Origin of the sequence: Actinoallomurus acaciae (assembly GCF_042429965.1) — a bacterium.
GTDB lineage: Bacteria > Actinomycetota > Actinomycetes > Streptosporangiales > Streptosporangiaceae > Actinoallomurus > Actinoallomurus acaciae.
Genome location: NZ_JBHLZP010000866.1, coordinates 1 through 2,199 on the forward strand (window position 1 = coordinate 1; position 2,199 = coordinate 2,199).

Below are 2,199 nucleotides of genomic sequence, written 5' to 3' on the forward strand. Positions count from 1 at the left end.
TGGTAGGTGCTGGCGAGCAGCGCCAGCGTGGTCGTGAACATCGCCGCGCCGCCGATGCCCTGCAGGCAGCGGGCGGCGATCAGGGTCGGGGCGTTCGGGGCGAGACCGCAGGCCAGCGAGGCCACGGCGAAGAGCACGAGCCCGGCCACGTACACGCGCCGCCGGCCCAGCAGGTCGGCGAGCGCGCCCGCGCCGAGCAGCAGCGCGGCGAGCGAGAGCGCGTAGACGTCGAGCACCCACTGCAGGCCGGAGAAGGAGGCCTGCAGGCTCCGGGCCATCCGCGGCAGCGCGACCGTGACGATCGTGACGTCCACGAGCAGCATGAACGCCCCCAGGCAGATCGCCACCAGGGGCAACCACTTGCGCATCGGGAATTCCTTTCCTCCGTCGAGGCCCCCACGATCGCGGCTTCCGGCGCTCTTCCATAGCCAGATGACGTTCGACGGCTGTTTTCGACGCGGGATAGGCTGTTGCGGTGGAATCCGTCATGTTGGATGAGCTCGATCGGTGCCTGGTGCACGCGCTGGCGATCGACGGGCGCGCGCCGTTCGGCCGCATCGCCGAGGTGCTCGGCGTCTCCGACCAGACCATCGCGCGCCGCTACCGGCGGCTGCGCACCGCCGATGTGCTGCGGATCGTCGGCGCGGTGGACGCCCCACGGCTCGGCTACACCTCATGGGCGATCCGGATGCGGTGCGCCCCGGACGCCGCCGGGCCGATCGCCGCCGCGCTGGCCCGGCGTACGGACACGTTCTGGGTGCACGTGCTGTCCGGCGGCACGGAGATCACCTGCGGCACGATGACGCGCACCGCCGAGGAGCGCCGCGCGCTGCTGCTGCAGCGGCTGCCGCGCACCGGCCGGGTGTCGTCGGTCACCGCGCACTCGCAGCTTCACCTGTTCGTGGGCGGCCGGGCGAGCTGGCCCGGCATCGCCGGCGCGCTGTCGGCGGAGCAGGCCGAACGGCTACGGCCCGATCCCCTGCCGGCCCCGGACGACGAGCCGGTGATCCTCGACGACGGCGACCGGGCGCTGCTCTCCGCGCTGGCGTTGGACGGGCGTACCGGCCACGCCGAGCTGGCCGCCGTCACGGGATGGTCGGAGTCGACCGTCCGGCGGCGCATGGACCGGCTCGTCACCGGCGGCGCGCTGTTCTACGACGTCGACATCCCGGCGGAGGCGTTCGGCTATCACGTCGAGGCGCGGCTGTGGATGTCGGTACGGCCGGCCGAGCTCGCCGCGGTGGGCCGGGCGCTCGCCGGCCACGTCGAGGTCACCTTCGCCGCCGCGACGACCGGTCCGACGAACCTCATGGCGGGTTTGGTCTGCCGCGACGACCAGGCGCTCTATCGCTATCTGACCGACCGGATCGGCGCTCTGGAGGGGGTGGAGCGGCTGGAGACGGCGCCGGTGATCCGCACCGTCAAGCGGGCGGGGACGGTCCTGAAGCCGTAATTTGCTTGCCCGTTTTGTAATCGAGTGCGCATCCTGCGATCGTGACAGACATCGTCCTTCACCCAGCGGAATCGCTGCACGGCCGCCTGCAGCGCGGGCGGGGCTGCGCGGCACGCCGCGCCGCCGGCACACCCGGTACGGGCGAGCTCGTCTACGACTGCGTCTTCCACGATCCCCGGTGGGACACACTCGAGGACCGCGGCCTGTACTACGCGCGGCTGATATGTGATCTCGAACTCGGCATCGGCCCCGTCGTCGCCCACCTCTTCGATCCGGTGGACCACGACGACCCCGACGAGGACCGCACCAACCTCGCCGTCGACGTCCTCGCCCGGCTGGTCCGGCTCGGCCGGCTGGAGGCGGTCGCCCCCCTGCGCCGGTACGCCCGCGAGGGCGGCAACTGGTACGCCGCGCTCAACGAGCTCGTCGAGCTGGACGACCCGACGCTGGCCGAGGGGCTGGACGAGGTCGCCGCGGCCCGGTGCGACGACCACGAACTGGCCTGGTTGTGCGGCGTCGACGGCGCCGTGACGCGAAAATGGGCCGCGCGCCACCCGCGCATCGCCGCCGTCCGCAGACCCGAGATACGCCCGCACGAGCCACGGGCCGCGCTCTCCGGGCGTACCGACGACGACCTGGCCGCCCTCGCCCGCGCGCACGGCCAGGAGGTGACGGCGGCCATCCTCGAACTCGGCCGCCGCCGCAGCCCGCTCGTCCTGGACCTGGCCGAGGAACTGCTGCCGGGC

2 protein-coding genes and 1 pseudogene are annotated in these 2,199 nt (G+C 72.9%); 2 read left to right on the forward strand and 1 reads right to left on the reverse strand.

Going from position 1 to position 2,199, the window contains the following annotated elements:
• Nucleotides 1–368, reverse strand: a 368-nt coding sequence (locus ACFFNX_RS48205) for an MFS transporter (RefSeq protein ID WP_378213153.1), incomplete at its 3' end; no start/stop codon positions are given.
• A gap of 119 nt (nucleotides 369–487) precedes the next feature.
• On the opposite strand from ACFFNX_RS48205, the gene ACFFNX_RS48210 reads away from it, so the two are divergent.
• Complete coding sequence (locus tag ACFFNX_RS48210) at nucleotides 488–1,453, forward strand: Lrp/AsnC family transcriptional regulator (RefSeq protein WP_378213154.1); 966 nt, start codon at nucleotides 488–490, stop codon at nucleotides 1,451–1,453.
• Between the two features lie 41 nt (nucleotides 1,454–1,494).
• A pseudogene (locus ACFFNX_RS48215) lies at nucleotides 1,495–2,199 on the forward strand (hypothetical protein); the annotation flags it as partial.